We start from the raw sequence: 17,487 nt of genomic DNA, 5'->3' as shown, positions 1-17,487 counted from the left end.
ACCCATATACTTTGAAGCATCAAAAGGAAACAGAGAAGAATTTTTTCCCAGGGAGGATTTAACCATGAACAATAACAGAAAATTAAAAATAAAGAAAATGATGAAAAAAGGTGCAACCATCAGCCTGTGTGCAGTACTTGCTGGCGGCATTGGAGTTGGTGCATATGAAGGTATAAATTATTTCTCCGGTGCACAGTCCGTACAGGCGGCAACCGACAGCTCCGAGAATCTGACTCTTATGAAGTCTGATAAAAAATCAAATAAAGACAGCGAAGATACAGAGGATACAAAATCCTCCGATACAAAGGGCAGTCTGGATGTATCAGATGTTGCTGAGAAGGCAATGCCTTCTGTAGTTGCCATCACAACCAAGTCCGTTCAGGAGGTTCAGGATTATTACAGCATGTTTGGTTCCCAGTATGCGCCGAGCCAGGAGCAGGAAGTTGAAGGAAGCGGTTCCGGTATTATCATCGGAAAAACAGATTCTGAGCTACTGATCGCCACAAACTATCATGTTGTGGATGGTGCCGATACCTTGTCAGTTGCCTTTGCAGATGGTAATGCTTATGAGGCTACGGTAAAGGGCTTTGATGAAAGCGAGGATCTTGCAGTTGTTTCTGTTGCAACGAAGGATGTTTCGGATGATACAATGGATGCAATTTCTGTTGCAAAGATCGGAAACTCTGATGATCTGAAGATCGGTGAGCAGGTTGTTGCCATCGGTAATGCACTTGGCTATGGCCAGTCCGTTACTACTGGTATTGTCAGTGCTAAGAACCGTAAGACAGATGCATCAGGACAGATCGAGGGTGATTCTACAGATAACAGCAGCAGTATCAACAAGGGCGTGAACCTGATCCAGACAGATGCGGCTATCAATCCCGGTAACAGTGGCGGTGCGCTTCTGAATATGGATGGTGAGGTTGTTGGTATTAACTCTTCCAAGCTTGCTTCTACTGAGGTTGAAGGTATGGGGTATGCCATTGCAATTTCTGATGTTGCGGATTCTCTTGAGAACATGATGAATGCCAAGGCAAGAGATAAAGTGGATAATCATGGTATCCTTGGTATCACAGGCAGTACAGTAAGTACGGAGGCAGTACAGATTTATGGTATCCCGCAGGGTGTATTTGTTTCGAAGGTAACCGAGGGCGGCCCTGCCGATGATGCAGGTATTACCAAGAATATGGTCATTACAGAGTTTGATGGTAAAACGATCACCAGTATCGATCAGCTGGTTGAGCTGCTTCAGTATTATGAGCCGAAGGAAAAGATCGATGTGACGGTTGCAGTTCTGGATGGCAATGAGTATAAGGAGAAGACACTCACTGTAAAACTTGGTAAAGATGACAGTTCCAGCAAGGATAGCAAGGACAGCTCTGAGGATAGCACGTCCCAGGATTCCCAGGATGCAGATATCCCAGATATCCAGGGAGGACAGGATGACTCCGATCAGGGGGATGCAGACGCATTTGCTGATGATGGAGAAGCCAGCCTGTTTAGAGATTTTGAGCAGAATGGCTTGTATGACTGATCAGTCCTAAATTATAGATGGAGAGCATTTTCGAGGTGAAGAACTGCAATCAGTTCATCCCCTCCATGAATCCGCAGGAAAGAAACCAGAAATACAGCGGATGGAAAAAGTTCTCGTATAATAAAACGGGAGCTTTAGGCAGCGGCAATTGCTTGACCCCATGTGTATGTCAGATTATAATAAAATAACAGGCATTTCCGGATGCATTCCAGATGTATCGGAAATGACGGAAAGCCGGTCTTTGCCAGTATCATGTGCAGAGGCCGGCAAAAGTTATATTCAGAGATAAATGATCATCCATTTGCAGTAGCTGTGCAGTGGCATCCGGAGATGATGTATGATTCTTCAGAACAGCTGAAGCTTCTCCGGGCATTTGTGGAGGCAGCAGGGAAGGAGACGGAAGCATGAATATTTGTATCTATGGAGCGTCCAGCGCAGAGCTGAAAAAGATCTATTATGAGAAAACGGAAGAGCTGGGACAGCTGATGGGGAAACGTGGCCACGGCCTTGTTTTCGGAGGTGGAAAAGAGGGGCTGATGGGGGCGGCAGCCCGGGGTGTTGACAGAGAAAAAGGTTATATCCTAGGTATCGCACCGAGATTTTTTGACCAGCCGGGAGTGTTGTATGAGCATTGTACAGAGTTCATTTTTACTGAAAATATGCGTGAGAGGAAGCACCTGCTGGAAAGCCGCTCGGATGCGACTATCGTGGTACCTGGGGGAATTGGTACTTATGAGGAGTTTTTTGAGATTCTGACATTGAAGAGTCTGGGACGGATCGACAGGCCGATCGTTCTTTATAATATTCAGGGATATTACGACAGCATGCAGGCACTCCTGGAATACACAGCAGGGGAAAAATTTATGTCCAGAGATGTTGTGGGTATGTGCCGGTTCATGAAAGACCCGGAGGAGATCCTGGATTATATTGAGAATTACCGGAATTATGGGGGAAGGCTATAAATAAAATACAGTACGGCTGATACAACAGCCCTGTATATAAGATCGTGCGAAGGGGATTTTTACAGGAGAAGATATATTTTATGAGGAAAATAATGTTAAATGGCCAGTGGGAGCTGGCAGAAGCAGGAAATGACAGATTATGTGAGGTACAGGTTCCGGGATCTGTGCTTTCCGGGCTCTATGGTGCCGGGAAGATCGAAGATCCTTTTTACCGGACAAATGAGGATGTGACAAGGGAACTGTTCCGGAAGGATTATGAATTCAGCAGAACATTTGTGGCTGCAGAGGATATCCTGAAAGAAGAAAAAATAATTCTGGTCTGTGAGGGGCTGGATACTCTTGCAGATATTTATATCAATGGGCAAAAAGCCGGATCTGCAGATAACATGCATCGTACCTGGAAGCTGGATGTGAAAGAATTTCTTCATTCCGGGGAGAATCAGATCCGGATCGTATTCCGGTCGGTATTCAAGTATATCGAAGCTTATGAGTATGAAGATAATAAAGAGATCCACTATGTTCCCTGCGGTGGAATGAAAGGAAACCAGCTGATCCGGAAGGCTCATTGTATGTTTGGATGGGACTGGGGCCCCCAGACCATTGATGCCGGGATTTTTCGGGATATTTATCTGGAAGCATACAGTCATCCGAGAATTGAGGATGTGAAGATCACACAGGTGCATGGGGATAATGCTGTGGATGTGTGTACAACTGTGGCTGTAAGCGGAGATGCTGTGGATAAGTGTCAGGTGAGAGTGACGATCCAGGAGGATGCAGAGAGCGTCTGTGGACATAGAACAGGTGCTAACGACCGAAAAACGGAAGCCCATGTATGCAAAGTGGGGGAGACTGTATCAGCGAATAATAATCCAGCAGTGCTGACATCCTCGATCCACAACCCGAAGCTCTGGTGGCCAAACGGCTACGGCGATCAGCCGTTATATAAAGTTCAGGTGGAACTTCTGGACGAGTATGGCACAGTTCTGGAAACCATAACGAAGCGCATCGGTCTCCGTACCCTTACCATCAGCCAGGAAAAAGATCTCTGGGGAAAAGAGTTCGCGTTCTGTGTCAACGGCGTGAAAATTTTTGCCATGGGGGGAAATTATATTCCGGAGGACTGCATCTATTCCAGGATCACACCGGAGGTCCAGAAGTATCTTCTGGAATCCTGCAAACGTGCCAATTTTAACTGTGTCCGTGTGTGGGGCGGCGGTTATTATCCTTCGGATCATTTCTATGATCTTTGTGATGAGATGGGACTGATCGTATGGCAGGATCTGATGTTCGCATGTAATGTTTATGATCTTACAGAAGAATTTGAAGATAATATCACGAAGGAGATCACGGAAAATGTAAAACGTCTCCGTCATCATGCATCCCTTGGCCTGTGGTGCGGAAACAATGAGATGGAGTCTGCCTGGGATCACTGGCCGGAGGTACAGAGTGAGTCGAAATATCTCCGTGCGGACTACATAAAAATGTTTGAGTATGTGATTCCGAAAGCAGTGAGGGAGGCAGACAGCGAGACCTTTTTCTGGCAGTCTTCCCCAAGCTCCGGAGGCTGCTTTGATGATCCGGACGATGAGAACAGAGGAGACTGTCACTACTGGGATGTATGGCATGGTCAGAAGCCTTTTACAGATTATCAGAAGCATTATTTTCGTTTTTGCTCGGAGTTTGGCTTCCAGTCTTTTCCGTGCCTGAAAACTGTGGAGAGCTTTACGGAAGAGAAAGACAGGAATATTTTTTCCAGGGTGATGGAGAACCACCAGAAAAATCCTGCAGCTAACGGAAAGATCCTGTATTATCTTTCCGAGAATTTCCGTTATCCGGAGAATTTCCGCAAGCTTCTCTATGTGAGCCAGATCCTTCAGGGAATGGCCATGAAGTATGGAGTAGACCACTGGAGACGTCACAGAGGCCGCTGTATGGGTACCCTTTACTGGCAGATCAATGACAACTGGCCGGTGGCATCCTGGGCAAGTATCGACTACTTTGGCCGTTGGAAGGCACTTCATTATATGGCAAAAAAATTCTATGGGCCACAGGCGGTGAGTATGTGCATGGATGGGGATATCATGCAGGTGTATCTGGCAAATGAAAGTATGGACGCACAGTCATATCAGGTTGCCTTTTATGTGAAAAATATGGAATGCGAGATTCTTGAGAAGCTTACCGGAACGGGCACTGTGGGTGTGCAGGAGTCCGCTCCGATCCTGGCGGTGGATGTTTCCGGATGGGAAGACAAGAAGTATGAGATCTTTCTTGAGGCGGAAGTGACACTTGCTGACGGAGATGTGCTCTGTGATGTGGAGACCCTTGTTCCGTATAAATATCTGGAGCTGGATAAACCGGAGATCACTGCCGAGGTGGAGGAGCAAGGTGATGCATTTGTGATCCATTTAAAAAGCAGCTGCTTCAGCCCGTTTACAGCTATTGGATTTACTGATGCGGATGTTACTCTGGAGGATAATTTTTTCCATATGACAGATGGAGAGGAAATGTGTGTCCGGCTTGATAAGAAAGATATCCGAAATGGAGAGATTCTGGATGCAGCGGATCTGACACAGCAGATGGAGATCCTGACGCTGGCATAGAAAGCTTTTAAATAAAAAAGACGCGGCCTTTTATCGGAGGATAAAAAGGTTCGCGTCTTTTTTTATATGATATTAGGGGATCATCATGGGTTTGCGCGTGTTTACATTTGATTACGATATTTGGGATCAGAATTCGTAATTTTTATGTCTTTTGAAGAAATCCTTAGTTTCCTTTACAACCACACCGCTCAGGGCAAGAAGAGCGATCAGGTTCGGGAATGCCATCAGGGCATTGAAGATATCTGCGATGTTCCATACAGCTGCTACAGTCATATATGGTCCGATGAATACGCAGATGATGTATAGCCAGCGGTATGTTGTAACTGCGGCTTTGTTTCTGTTGAACAGGTATTCCAGACATCTTTCACCGTAGTAATCCCATCCGAGGATCGTTGTGAATGCAAAGAATACCAGGCACAGCATCAGTGAGAAGGATGCTACAACCGGCGGGAAAGGAAGTCCTTTCTGGAATGCGGCTGTTGTGATGGCAACACCCTCAAGACCTGTGTTCCATGTCTCTGTAATGACGATGGAAAGACCTGTCATTGTACAGATAACGATAGTATCAATGAATGTACCTGTCATGGATACAAGACCCTGACGTACCGGCTCCTTTGTCTGAGCTGCAGCGGCTGCGATCGGGGCACTACCAAGACCGGACTCATTGGAGAAGATACCGCGGGCGATACCCTTCTGCATAGCTACGACCATGGTTCCCATTGCGCCACCTGCAAGTGCGCTTCCTGTGAAAGCAGATTTTACGATAGTTACGATCGCTGCAGGAACTGCAGTGATGTTTGTGATCACGATGATCAGTGCCAGTACAACATAGAGAACTGCCATAAACGGTACAACGACCTGGGATACCTTTGCGATCCTCTTGATTCCGCCGAGAACGACAAGTCCTACACATACGGTAAGTATCAGACATGCAACTACAGTTGCCCAGGAATATGTATTTCCGAAAAGTGCTACTGTGTGTGCTTTATCCGGGTCAAAGAAATTGGTAACTGCAGATGCGATACCGTTTACCTGTGTAAAGGTTCCGATACCGAAAAGTCCCACACCTGCTCCGAAAAATGCGAAGATCTTGGCAAGCCATCTCCACTGTTTTCCCATACCGTTTTCGATGTAGTAGAAAGGTCCGCCGAGAACGTGGCCTTCTTTGTCAATGGTACGGTACTTGATCGCCAGAAGTCCTTCTGCGTATTTGGTTGCCATTCCGAAGAATGCGGCTACGATCATCCAGAAAAGTGCTCCTGGTCCGCCGGCTGCGATAGCAGTTGCGACACCTACGATATTTCCGGTTCCGATGGTTGCTGAAAGCGCAGTACACAGAGCTCCGAAGCTTGTGACCTCACCATCGCCGCCTTCTTCATTTTTTACCATGAATTTCAGTGCCTTTCCGAGGTGCCTTACCTGTAAAAGACCTAACCGAGTGGTTAACAGAATTCCTGTGAACAGGATCAGAATGATCAGCGGAAGTCCCCAAACGACTCCGTCAAACCATGTGATAAAGTTGTTGATTTGTGTAAACATTACTCTTTCCTCCATCCTTTTGCCTGAGAGATTTACAGCATTTTGTGTGCTGCGTACACCTTCGGCGCTCTTCCCTTTTGATTTGAAGAGACTCTCCTGAGTTTTTTTATTTTTGAATGATGCCAGGACCTTTTTGTGTACGGTAGTGGCGGTCATTCGTTCTGTGTAGAAAAACACTGTAACACAGAGTATCACATGAATTGATGGATTTCAATGGTTTTTTAAAAAAAATTGCATTTATTAGAAAAATTAATCGACATATAATCAGGATCTGGTAAATTGTTATTTTTCTATCAGCGGATGTTCTTTGTAATACATGCGGGTGAAATGCAGAAATGTCAGCATATCGCCGCTGATGTATTTGCTTTTTTTCCATACCATGCCGATTTTTATGCGGACAGGTGGATTGAGAGGGATGCCGGTAATATTGGAAGAGGAAAATTTATCGGTCATGCTGGAATAGAGAAAACAGCCATATTTTCCGGTTTTTACAAACTGCAAAGTAGTGTAGATCTGGCTACTTCGCATCACGATATTGGGCTTGTAGCCGTCCATTTCAAAACGCATTTTCAGGATCTGATTCTGGACGGAGTCAGCATTGAAAAAGATCAGCTGCTCTTTCGCCATATCTTTTGTTGTGACTGATTTTTTTTCTGCCAGCCTGTGGTCGTTGCTCACACAGAAAACCACCTGGTCGTTGGCCAGGACAGTGTTGTGAAATTTATCTATATTATACTGTTCCATATTGACCAAAGCTACATCCAGGGTGTCATCCTGTACCAGATTGCAGGCACGGACAGATCCGTATTCTTCCAGTACTACCGCAATTTCCGGGTGCTTTTCGTGAAACGCCGTAAGCAGCTCCGGAAAAAATACGGTACTCAGCATGGGAGGGATCCCGATGCGAAGAGGGGGCTTTATCCTGGACATGCTGGAGTAATCGGCCTGAAGCTCATTACAATATTGAAGGATATAGGTAGCTTTTTGGTAGAAGGACTCTCCCTCCTGGGTCAGACTCAGCTGATTTCCTTTTCTGGAAAAAAGACTGATCCCGAATTCAATCTCCAGATCGCGGATAGCCATGGAAATGGTGGGCTGGGTCACATATAATTCTTCGGCTGCCTTTGTGATGCTGTGGCAGCGGCTGGCTGTGCAGAAATAGCGTAGTTGATTCAGTGTCATGATAAACCTTCTCTCGATGTATTGTCAGATTAAATTTTTTAGTAAAGTTTTTCATTTCCGTCCGGAAAAGATGTGACAGAGTATTTGGGTGTCTACATAAAAATAGCATAGAAATATAATATTTGCCAGATTCATTTGTTAAGATGCTGCTTTTATGTTAGTAATGCACAAAAATTATCATTAAAAACTGATACTATAAATATTTTTTATGCGGATATATGTTTCATTAATTTGTTTTTTTGTATGTACACAAGCTATAATAAAATCATCAAAAGAAACGTGTACGGCCTATACTTTTCAGGAAAAAACCAAATGGAAGGAGAGTACAGAAATGTCTCAGACAACTATAACATTGCTGTTTCTTGTGTTCACCATTATTAGTTTCATCCTTGAAAAAATTCCTCTTGGACTGACTGCTTCAATCTGTGCCATCGGCCTGACCCTTACAGGAGTTGTGGATGCAACAACAACATTTTCACAGTATGTAAACAGTAACGTAATCCTTTGCGTTGGCATGTTTGTAGTAGGCCAGGCATTGTTCGAAACAGGAATGGCAAATAAGATCGGAGGACTGGTCACGAAATTTGCCAGAACAGAAAAAACACTGATCATTGCGATCATGGTGATCGTAGGTGTAATGTCCGGATTCTTATCCAATACAGGTACTGCAGCAGTGCTGATCCCGGTAGTCTGTGGAATCGCCGATGAGTCCGGCTATTCCAGAAGCCGTCTTCTGATGCCGCTGGTATTTGCCGCAGCACTTGGCGGAAACCTTTCTATTATCGGTGCACCCGGAAACCTGATGGGTGTGAATGCACTTCAGGAGATGGGGCTTTCCACAAGCTTCTTTATGTATGCGCCGGTTGGAGTTCCGATGCTTCTGATCGGAATCCTCTACTTTGTCCTTATCGGATATAAATTCCTTCCGGATGGAAAGAATGCATCCGGTGCAGCTCTTGAAGATCAGCAGGATTTCAGCCATGTACCGAAGTGGAAACAGACTGTTTCCCTAGTAGTACTGATCCTTGTGATCCTTGCAATGATCTTTGAGAAAGAGATCGGCATCAGCATTGAGGTTTCCGCATGTATCGGAGCGATCCTCCTGGTTCTGACAGGAGTTATTTCCGAGAAAGACGCACTGAAGTCCATTGACCTGAAGGTTGTATTTCTTTTCGGCGGTTCTCTGACACTTGCAAAAGCATTGGATACAACCGGAGCCGGAGAACTGATCGCAGATAAGATCGTAGGACTTCTTGGAGCAGATCCGAGTCCGATCCTTCTTCTTCTGGTGATCTTTATTGTAACCTGTGTGCTGACAAATTTCATGTCAAATACAGCAACCACAGCACTGATGATTCCAATTGCGGTATCTCTTGCAAACAACCTCGGAGCAGATCCGAGAGCCGTTGTTATCGCAACTGTTATCGCAGGTTCCTGTGCATATGCAACACCGATCGGTATGCCAGCAAACACCATGGTAGTCGGTCTTGGAGGATACAAATTCAAGGACTATGTGAAATCCGGTCTGCCGCTGATCCTGGTATCCTTTGTGATCTGTATGATCCTGTTGCCGATCCTGTTTCCGTTCTATCCGTAAGGAGAGAAACTTTTGAGTTACTGTTCACTTTGTGACCAGCAACACTTTTGATTAAGTTCATTCCCTTCTGCACTGACCATACAGTGAAGGAGAAATGATAAATAAGCCAAAAAAGCCATCTTAACCATTAATCAGCCAAAATTAATGATGAAACAACCAACAAAAACCTATGTAACTAAAAAACATTAAACCATCGAACCATATCAGGAGGTAAATCATGACTAAGGAAAATGGAGTTAAAGTATTAACAGACATGGTAGCAGATTTTGTTGCCCATATTGGAAAAAAATTACCGGATGACGTAGTTAATAAACTTGAAGAGCTTGGATCACAGGAAACAGCTGCACTTCCAAAGGTTCTTTATGAGACCATGACAAAGAACCAGGGACTTGCTGTAGAGCTGAACCGCCCAAGCTGTCAGGATACAGGTGTTCTTCAGTTCTGGCTGAAATGCGGAACAAATTTCCCGTATATCAATGAGCTGGAGGCACTCCTGAAAGATGCTGTTGTTCAGGCTACTTTTGCAGCACCGTTAAGACATAATTCCGTTGAGACTTTTGATGAGTACAATACAAAGAAAAACGTTGGTAAGGGAACACCGACTGTATGGTGGGATATTGTTCCAAACAGCGATAAATGTGAGATCTACGCATACATGGCAGGCGGCGGATGTACCCTTCCTGGAAAAGCAATGGTTCTGATGCCAGGTGCCGGTTATGAGGGTGTTACCGATTTCGTTCTGGATCAGATGACAACTTACGGACTGAATGCGTGTCCTCCGCTTCTTGTTGGTGTTGGGGTAGGTACATCTGTAGAGACAGCTGCCCTGAACTCCAAGAAAGCGCTGATGCGTCCGATCGGTTCTCACAATGACAACGCAAACGCAGCAAAAATGGAGAAGCTTCTCGAGGACGGTATCAATGCCATTGGCCTTGGACCGCAGGGTATGGGCGGAAAGTATTCTGTAATGGGTGTCAACATTGAGAATACCGCACGTCATCCATCTACCATCGGTGTTGCAGTAAACGTTGGATGCTGGTCTCACCGTCGTGGACATCTGGTTGTAAATCCGGATCTTACAGTAACCTGTGATACTCATTCCACATGGAAATTTAATGCTTAATATAAACGGAGGGAAAAATCATGATCGAAATCAGAGGAGATAAAAAAGTTCTTATTACACCTATAAGCGCAGAAGACCTGGCTGATATCAAAATCGGCGATATTGTATGGCTGGACGGAGATCTGATGACCTGCCGTGACGTTGCTCACCGTCGTCTGGTTGAGTATGGAAGAGAGCTTCCGTATGATATCCGCAACAAAGCGATTTTCCATGCCGGCCCGATCGTTCGTAAGATCGAGGGTACAGAGGATGATTATGAAATGGTTTCTGTAGGACCGACAACTTCCATGCGTATGGAGAAGTTCGAGTATGAGTTTACAAAACTGACTGGTGTCAGAGTGATCGTTGGTAAAGGTGGTATGGGCCCGAATACGGAGCGTGCTTGTAAAGAGTTCGGTGCTATCCACTGTGTTTTCCCGGCTGGATGTGCAGTTGTGGCTGCTACAGAGGTTGAGAAGATTGTTGAGCATCACTGGGATGAGCTTGGTATGCCTGAGACTTTATGGTGCAACAAGGTTAAAGAATTTGGGCCGCTGATCGTATCTATCGATGCACAGGGACGTAACCTGTTTGAGGAGAACAAGGTTGTATTTAATGAGCGTAAAGAGGCTGCCAAGCAGGCAATTTATCCTGAGGTTAAGTTCATTAAATAATATTGGATATTGAAAAAATTTTTCGGGATATCTGAAATAACGAGGCTCTGCCATGAGAGCTTCGGGATTGACTGGTGATTGTGAAATTGAATTAACAGCGTGATATGAAAAAGAGAGATGTCCTGCAGATCATATAATGTGGTCTGCAGGATGTCTTTTTTTGTTGCTTTTTGTTGTTTCTTGGGTTTTTTGCGTTTTACAGGGGTGAGGGGGTGTGATAGAATATAAGCGTTGCAGCAGGCTGGTTATTAAGGTATTATCTGGTATGGATCTTGCGCAGTGAAGGTGGATCGTGGATATCTGCCTGACAATATTTTCAGAGAGGATGAGGTATGAGGTTTATGGGGGATTTTTTGAAGAATATTAACTGGAAGCATGTTCTGATCATGTGTATCGGAAATGTTTTTGCAGGTATGGGGATTGGAATTTTCAAGCTTGCCGGGCTTGGAACGGATCCGTTCAGTGGAATGAATATGGCGGTTGCGGATATGATTGGTATGGCGTATGGTAATTTCCAGCTGATTGTAAATATTGTGCTGCTGATCATTGAGATTGCTTTTGGCAGAAGGTTCCTGGGGATCGGTACGGTTGTGAATGCGGTTTGTCTGGCTTATATTACTACTTTCTTTTATAATATTTATACTGGTGTTTTTGGATTGGAGCTTGTGGCGCTGCCGGTACGTTTGGTGGCACTGTGTGTGGGTGTTGTGATCTGCTGTCTGGGACTGTCGATGTATCAGATGCCGGATGAGGGGGTTGCGCCTTATGATAGTCTTTCGCTGATCATGACAGAGAGATGGCCGAAGATTCCTTATTTCTGGCACAGGATGTCTAATGATGTGCTTTGTGCGCTGATCTGTTATCTGACTGGTGGTGTTGTGGGTATTGGTACACTGGTGACGGCTTTTGGGCTGGGACCGGTGATCCATTTCTTTAATAGGGTTTTTACCGGGAAGCTGCTTGCCTGGGTTGATGGTGAGTGAGTTTGTAGTTGTATGGGGTGAGCTGAACTGGCTGCGGGATGTGGCTGGTTCGGCTTTTTTTGGTGAAAAGGGACGCCCGTGAGGCGTGTGCTGCCTGCCGCCGGGGCTTCGTCGGGGGCCAGCCAAGAATCAGCTCCCCTCCTGCAGAGTCCGGCGACAGGCAGCACACGCCTCACGGGCTGGCTTTTCAGGGCGGTAGGGTAGTGTGGCTGCTCGGGAGTTGGATGAGCTATCAGTGCTTCGCTGGATAGCTGGGAGGAAAGGCTGATTTTGCAGTAAGTGGCCGAAAAAAATTACCGATGCGAATATCCACTTGACTGGATCTCTTTACCTTGACATCTTCCGTGAGAGTATGCACAATAAAGGTATCATAAATTTGCCAGACAGAGATAAAATATGAAACAAGAGTAATAAACATGCAGAACATTTTCATCGTAGAAGACATGCCAGATCAGACTTGTCTGTTAAGAAGGATGAAACCGCAGGAAAGGAGAAAACTATGAAAAAGAAGCTTCTGAAAAAATTGATGGTCCTTGCGCTGTCCGCAGTAACTGCCTTCAGTGCGGTACCTGCAGCAACGGTAACAGCAGCAGGTAATCCTTATCCTACAACACAGGATGTGGATCGAGATGGCTTATACGAGATCCCCTGCACACGCTTTGCATGGCAGTGCGTGTATGACAGACAGGGAATCGCATTGCCTGCATGGGGAAATGCGGTAAGCTGGTGGCAAAATGCTATCAATCAGGGCTATGCAGTAGGAAATGAGCCTGTTCCCGGTTCTATTGCTGTATGGAGCGGAGATTATTACGGACATGTTGCTTATGTAACAGCTAATCTTGGAAACAACAGATTTACGGTAGATGAGGGAGGAAGAACGGACAAAGATCAGACTTCCTCTCATGGAGTTGCATATGGATATACACTGACCAATGCAGTCGGAGGAAGGCGCCCTTATGATTCCAACAAGGTGCTGCTTGGCTTTATCTATCCGGGCGTTCGTGTACCGGGCAAGCCATATGTGAGTGTGAATCCGGGAAAAGCGAATCAGACCACAACGTTTTCCTGGAATGCAACAAGCTATGCCAGATATTATGATGTATATGTGTATAAAGCAGGAGAATCCAATCCGACGCAATTTCAGTATGGAGTGAATGGAACAAGCTGGTCCTGCACATTGCCGGCGGGGAATTACAGGGTAGCGGTGGCATCTGTGAATCATGCACAGTATGCATATACATTTTCGGATTCTGTGAATTTCACTGTCCAGGCAGCTCCGGTCACACATACACATAACTATCAGAGAGTAACAGTAAAGGCAACCACCACTGCCAACGGATATACACAGGAGCAGTGCAGCTGCGGAAGTATACAGAATAAACAGATCATCTATTATCCGAAAAAAATACAGCTTTCCAGAACAAGCTATACTTATAATGGAAAAGTAAAAAAGCCAACGGTAAAGGTTACAGACAGCAACAACAGGGTGATCAGTGCAGACAACTATACAGTTACCTATTCTGCCGGAAGAAAATATGTTGGAACTTATCGGGTAACAGTTCGGTTTAAAGGCAATTACTCGGGAACCGTTACAAAAACCTTTAAGATCACCGGAAAAGCTCATAAACACAGCTACAAAAAACAGGTAAAGAAAGCGACTACATCCAGGAACGGATATGTGCAGTATCTTTGCTCCTGCGGTGCAGTGACCGGAAAGAGAACCATCTATTATCCGAAGACAATAAAGCTTTCTGCCACAAGCTATACATATGACGGAAAAGTAAAAACACCGAAGGTAAAAGTAACCGGTGCGAATAAAAAAACCATCAGTTCCGGCAATTATAAGGTGTCATATTCCCGTGGAAGAAAAAATGTTGGTACTTATAAGGTAACGGTGAAGTTTAAGGGGAATTACAGCGGAACCGTAACAAAGACCTTTAAGATCAAGGCGAAACCTAAAAACTGGGTTTATGTGGATACGCTTCCCAAGAATATTACTTCCGATAAATATACGATCCAGTATAAACACACCTATCAGAAAACAACCTCCAGCTATGTCAACGATGGTGGTGTTTATGAGTCTGTAAGACCACTGGAGACATCTGCTTCCAGACAGCTGGTGGGCTATTATTACTATCATTTCTGCGGACCGAATACCGGAAAGAATGTAAACTTCGCACAGACGGGATCTTATGTACATTTTGACAGTGTGGCAGCCAGTCAGGTAACCGTAGCTGCTTCCGGCGCAGATGGAGATGACCCGAGTATTACCTATTATCTGCTGAACTGGAACGGGAACGGCAGCCGGGTATGGTGCTCCAGCGGAACTACCTGTAACGGCGCCTACGGAAGCCACGGAGCCAGAGGCCAGGCCTGGTACCGCATGAACCAGTACCAGAACAAAAAACTCCAGACTCAGACCACAACCTCCGAAAGTGATTGGACAACTGGTAAAGACAGCACAGCAGTAAAAACCGTTTACCGTTATAAAGCAAAATAGGTCATAGATCAGTCATAAATCAGAAACTCCCTCATGTATCAGAAAAAACTGATATGTGAGGGAGTTTTTTTGCAGAAGGATATTTGTAGTCTGCGCCGTATCTGGTTGATTGCCATAAAATATTGTGTCGAAATACAGAGAAACAACAGGAAGGAAAAATCTTGGATGCAAGATAAAAATATGATATTCTATAAGTATCTTATAAGACTTATTCTAGCCGTATGGCATTCACAGATGTTTCAGATCTGAAACGGAATTTCCATTTTTTATCAGACAAGGAGAAGATTAATTGAATACGAAATTAAAGGCTTATTTTCCAATGATAAGAACCCGCGAGGAGATTTTGCGGGACATTCAGCAGAACATAAATCTGACAGAGAGATTTTATAGCTGGAAAGAAGAACAGAGAGAGGAATTTATGGATTTCTGTACGGGAGTGAAGGGGGTGAAAATGCTGTATGATGCATTTTTTAAAGAAATTATGAATCCGGAAACAGTACCGGAAAGATTAGAGGATTTTCTTGAAGTATTGCTTCAGAGAAAGGTGAAAATTATCGAAGTTTTACCAGGAGATTCTACAAGACTGGCAGATGAGCAGTCTCTTTTGATCATGGATATTCTGGTACGATTTGATGATGGTTCATATTGTAACGTGGAAGTGCAAAAAATAGGTTACGCTTTTCCTGGGGAAAGATGCGCATGTTATTCTTCTGATCTATTATTAAGGCAATATAAAAATGCCCGAAGTACCAGAAAAGAGAAGTTTTCCTATAAGGATATAAAAAGTGTATATACAATTGTACTGATTGATAAAAGTACAGGAGATTTTCATAAATATAAAGATAGATACTGCCATATTTTTCAACAGAGATCAGATACAGGATTGGAACTTAATCTGCTTCAGAAATATGTATTTCTTCCGCTTGACATCTTTCGTGAGAATATGCACAATAAAGGTATCACAGATAAACTGGATGCATGGCTGGCATTTTTGAGTATGGATTCTCCGGAAGTAATCGTGAAATTAATAAAAAAATATCCGGAGTTTACGGTCATGTACGAGCACATATATAATATATGCCGGAATGTGGAAGGGATGATGGAAATGTATTCAGAGGAATTAAAGATTCTTGACAGAAACACAGTGAAGTATATGGTTGATCAGATGCAGGAGCAGATTGATAATCAAAAGGAGAAAATTGCAGCTCAGGAAAAAGAAATTCAGATGTTAAAAAGAAAGCTTGAAGAACAGAAATAAAATATAAGATCAGAAACTCCCTCATATATCAGAAAAAACTGATATGTGAGGGAGTTTTTTTGCTTAAAAAACGGCTTATTTATTTAGATTATAGTTGGTAAATTTCACAGAGCACAATACTCTGTTTCTATAAAAATACCATAAATTTTTCGGAAATTCAAGGTGCAAGTTCCTGAAAACCGGCTTTTTTATCGTGGTTTTTCGCCATATTTTACGGATAATATAGGGCGCAAATATTGTGGTGTCCGAAAAAGGACACTATTCGCCGTCAGTGTCGTCGTCAGAGGATAAAAGACCGGCGAATAAAAACTCTTATTTGTGAACAGACTATAAGATTCGGCATAACAGGAGGAAAGATCAATGAGCAGAAAAGGAGAAAACATTTACAAAAGAAAAGATGGACGATGGGAAGCCAGATATATCAAGGAGCATCGGATAAACGGAAGGATACACTATGGCTACTGTTACGGAAAAACATATCATGAAGCCAGAGATAAGGTCAATCAGGCACGTTATGCGCTGATGAATGATCAGCTCCTGCCCGTGAGAGGAAAACGGAATCGCTTTGCAGATTACTGTAATGAATGGCTGTATCTGAAACGAAGCAGCGTGAAACCATCCACTTTTGTAAAATATACAACGATCCTGGAAAAATATATCAGGCCTGATCTCGGGCAGTATTTTTCCGAGGCTGTTTCAGAAATACTTGTAGAACAATTCAGCTACAGGCTTATCCATGAAAGAGGATTGTCACCAAAAACAGTGCGGGATATCCTTTCCGTGTTGCATTCCATTCTGAATTATACAGCAAAGCAGAATCCACTGGCAAAACCGGTGGATATCGTATACCCCAGGCAGGATCGAAAAGAAATGCGTGTGCTGACCTGTGAAGAACAGAAAAGGTTTACGGAATATCTTTTACAGGACATGGATCCGTGTAAATTTGGGGTTTTGCTGGCATTGTTGACAGGATTGCGCATCGGAGAAGTATGTGCTCTGAAATGGGAAGATATTTCTCTGGAAAATAAAGTCATCTTTGTACGTCATACCATGCAGCGTCTGAAAAATCTCAATCCTGCAAGTGAAGAAAGGACCCGGATCATAACCGGGGTTCCTAAAAGTGGAAGGTCGGTAAGGATGATCCCCATGAACCAGGATATTGAAAAGCTCTGTAACAAATGGAGAGCAGATGATCTGGAAGCATATGTTCTGACCGGAAAAGCAGGGTATTTCCTGGAGCCCAGAACCCTGCAGTATCGCATGAGGCAATATACGAAAGATTGTAATCTGAAAAATGTTCATTTCCATACTTTGCGGCATAGTTTTGCGACACGGTGTGTGGAGGCCGGATTTGAGATCCGCAGTCTTTCGGAGATCCTGGGGCACTCCAGCACACGGATCACACTGGAATGTTATGTACATTCATCCATGAACCTGAAACGTAAAAATATGGAAAAACTGAAGATCGCAGATACCGTGGAAAAAGAATTTCCGGGAGCCTGAGTTTTTTTATAAACCGTCAAAAACCGCCGTCAGAGAAGAAAGAACCGTTAAAT

General features: G+C 44.2%; 13 protein-coding genes and 1 riboswitch. Of the genes, 11 read left to right on the top strand and 2 right to left on the bottom strand.

The window, feature by feature from the left end:
- The first annotated feature begins 64 nt into the window (after positions 1-64).
- The 4 genes from LI091_RS07925 to LI091_RS07910 all read left to right on the top strand — a co-directional run bounded on the left by LI091_RS07925 (position 65) and on the right by LI091_RS07910 (position 5,096).
- Entirely contained in the window at positions 65-1,534 is a 1,470-nt protein-coding gene (locus LI091_RS07925) for a S1C family serine protease (protein WP_265191015.1), read from the top strand.
- Positions 1,535-1,735: 201 nt separating this feature from the next.
- Entirely contained in the window at positions 1,736-1,942 is a 207-nt protein-coding gene (locus tag LI091_RS07920) for a hypothetical protein (RefSeq protein WP_015526429.1), read from the top strand.
- Entirely contained in the window at positions 1,939-2,496 is a 558-nt protein-coding gene (locus LI091_RS07915) for a TIGR00730 family Rossman fold protein (protein ID WP_015526428.1), read from the top strand. The genes LI091_RS07920 and LI091_RS07915 overlap by 4 nt, the downstream gene beginning before the upstream one ends.
- An 80-nt stretch (positions 2,497-2,576) precedes the next feature.
- Positions 2,577-5,096 carry a beta-mannosidase gene (locus LI091_RS07910; protein ID WP_265191014.1) on the top strand — a complete coding sequence of 840 codons (2,520 nt, stop codon included), beginning with the start codon at positions 2,577-2,579 and terminating at the stop codon, positions 5,094-5,096.
- A gap of 126 nt (positions 5,097-5,222) precedes the next feature.
- Here LI091_RS07910 and LI091_RS07905 read toward each other — a convergent pair whose 3' ends face one another.
- Complete coding sequence (locus LI091_RS07905; RefSeq protein WP_044961378.1) at positions 5,223-6,635, bottom strand: alanine/glycine:cation symporter family protein; 1,413 nt, start codon at positions 6,633-6,635, stop codon at positions 5,223-5,225.
- Position 6,636: 1 nt separating this feature from the next.
- A riboswitch (glycine riboswitch) is annotated at positions 6,637-6,744 on the bottom strand.
- A gap of 173 nt (positions 6,745-6,917) precedes the next feature.
- Positions 6,918-7,817 (bottom strand): LysR family transcriptional regulator, encoded by a 900-nt coding sequence (locus LI091_RS07900; protein ID WP_265191013.1) that lies wholly within the window; start codon positions 7,815-7,817, stop codon positions 6,918-6,920.
- A 331-nt stretch (positions 7,818-8,148) separates the two neighbouring features.
- Between LI091_RS07900 and LI091_RS07895 the strand changes: the two genes are divergently transcribed.
- From LI091_RS07895 to LI091_RS07865, 7 genes are all read left to right on the top strand, one after another.
- Complete coding sequence (locus LI091_RS07895) at positions 8,149-9,414, top strand: SLC13 family permease (protein WP_118368653.1); 1,266 nt, start codon at positions 8,149-8,151, stop codon at positions 9,412-9,414.
- A 217-nt stretch (positions 9,415-9,631) separates the two neighbouring features.
- Positions 9,632-10,537 carry a L(+)-tartrate dehydratase subunit alpha gene (gene ttdA, locus LI091_RS07890; protein WP_059086587.1) on the top strand — a complete coding sequence of 302 codons (906 nt, stop codon included), beginning with the start codon at positions 9,632-9,634 and terminating at the stop codon, positions 10,535-10,537.
- Between the two features lie 20 nt (positions 10,538-10,557).
- A complete protein-coding gene (gene ttdB / locus LI091_RS07885; protein ID WP_021977663.1) occupies positions 10,558-11,190 on the top strand; it encodes a L(+)-tartrate dehydratase subunit beta in 633 nt (210 codons plus the stop codon).
- 341 nt (positions 11,191-11,531) lie between these two features.
- A complete protein-coding gene (locus LI091_RS07880; protein WP_015526420.1) occupies positions 11,532-12,173 on the top strand; it encodes a YczE/YyaS/YitT family protein in 642 nt (213 codons plus the stop codon).
- A gap of 499 nt (positions 12,174-12,672) precedes the next feature.
- Positions 12,673-14,673: a CHAP domain-containing protein gene (locus LI091_RS07875; protein ID WP_265191012.1), complete on the top strand. Its 2,001-nt coding sequence runs from the start codon at positions 12,673-12,675 to the stop codon at positions 14,671-14,673.
- A gap of 289 nt (positions 14,674-14,962) precedes the next feature.
- Positions 14,963-15,931 (top strand): PD-(D/E)XK nuclease family transposase, encoded by a 969-nt coding sequence (locus LI091_RS07870; RefSeq protein WP_118752633.1) that lies wholly within the window; start codon positions 14,963-14,965, stop codon positions 15,929-15,931.
- Between the two features lie 360 nt (positions 15,932-16,291).
- Positions 16,292-17,434 carry a tyrosine-type recombinase/integrase gene (locus LI091_RS07865; protein ID WP_195656654.1) on the top strand — a complete coding sequence of 381 codons (1,143 nt, stop codon included), beginning with the start codon at positions 16,292-16,294 and terminating at the stop codon, positions 17,432-17,434.
- Positions 17,435-17,487 lie beyond the last annotated feature (53 nt).

Source organism: Blautia sp. MSK20_18, from assembly GCF_020553125.1.
In the GTDB taxonomy this organism is placed as follows: domain Bacteria; phylum Bacillota; class Clostridia; order Lachnospirales; family Lachnospiraceae; genus Blautia_A; species Blautia_A fusiformis.
This window is presented reverse-complemented; position numbering and strand designations above follow the sequence as displayed.